Source organism: Vibrio sp. 2134-1 (genome assembly GCF_033339495.1).
The window spans coordinates 1-529 of record NZ_JAWOUS010000909.1 but is presented as its reverse complement, the minus strand read 5'-3'; the positions used below and the strand labels follow the sequence as shown (position 1 = coordinate 529).

The window sequence follows — 529 nt, the reverse complement described above, 5'->3', positions numbered from 1 at the left end:
GTGTTGAAGTTATTGGTGACACAACGAAATCGGCATTTTCAGAATCTGAAATCAGCCACGTCTTTACCTCTGTTGGTACCAGTGGCACGCAAGACACCTACATCGAACCATACGATGCCACCGATGATCTGGATTTGGTGGTTGATATTGCGCCTGAAGAAGTGATCGAATTTACCGTAAAGGGGAAAGTTCGCGCTGATGCTGTTGGTGATATCGATGGAAACACCGCAAAAGCCGGCAAACAGAGTGACACAACGGAAACCATTCCTCCTGTCGCACCTGTTTTAGATTTCCAAAAACTGGTGCTGAACACGACCGCCGACAGCAGTACGTGTACGTTCCCATCTTCGACGGGCACTGATTGTCACTACAATCCGAATGGCCAGATCCAGTATCAAGTCTCAGTCACCAACGTAGGTGAAAGTACCACTAATGGTGCCACCATTGTGGATGAACTGGACAAGATTAACACGTCTGATGGCAAACCAGCTTTTACGGATTACAGCGTGGCGATTGTTAGTGCACCAAC

The 529-nt window shown here is 47.8% G+C and carries 1 protein-coding gene; it reads left to right on the top strand.

What is annotated here, in order from left to right:
* Positions 1-529 (top strand): hypothetical protein (locus tag R7R78_RS29210; RefSeq protein ID WP_225474978.1); only part of this gene is annotated, 529 nt, incomplete at both ends.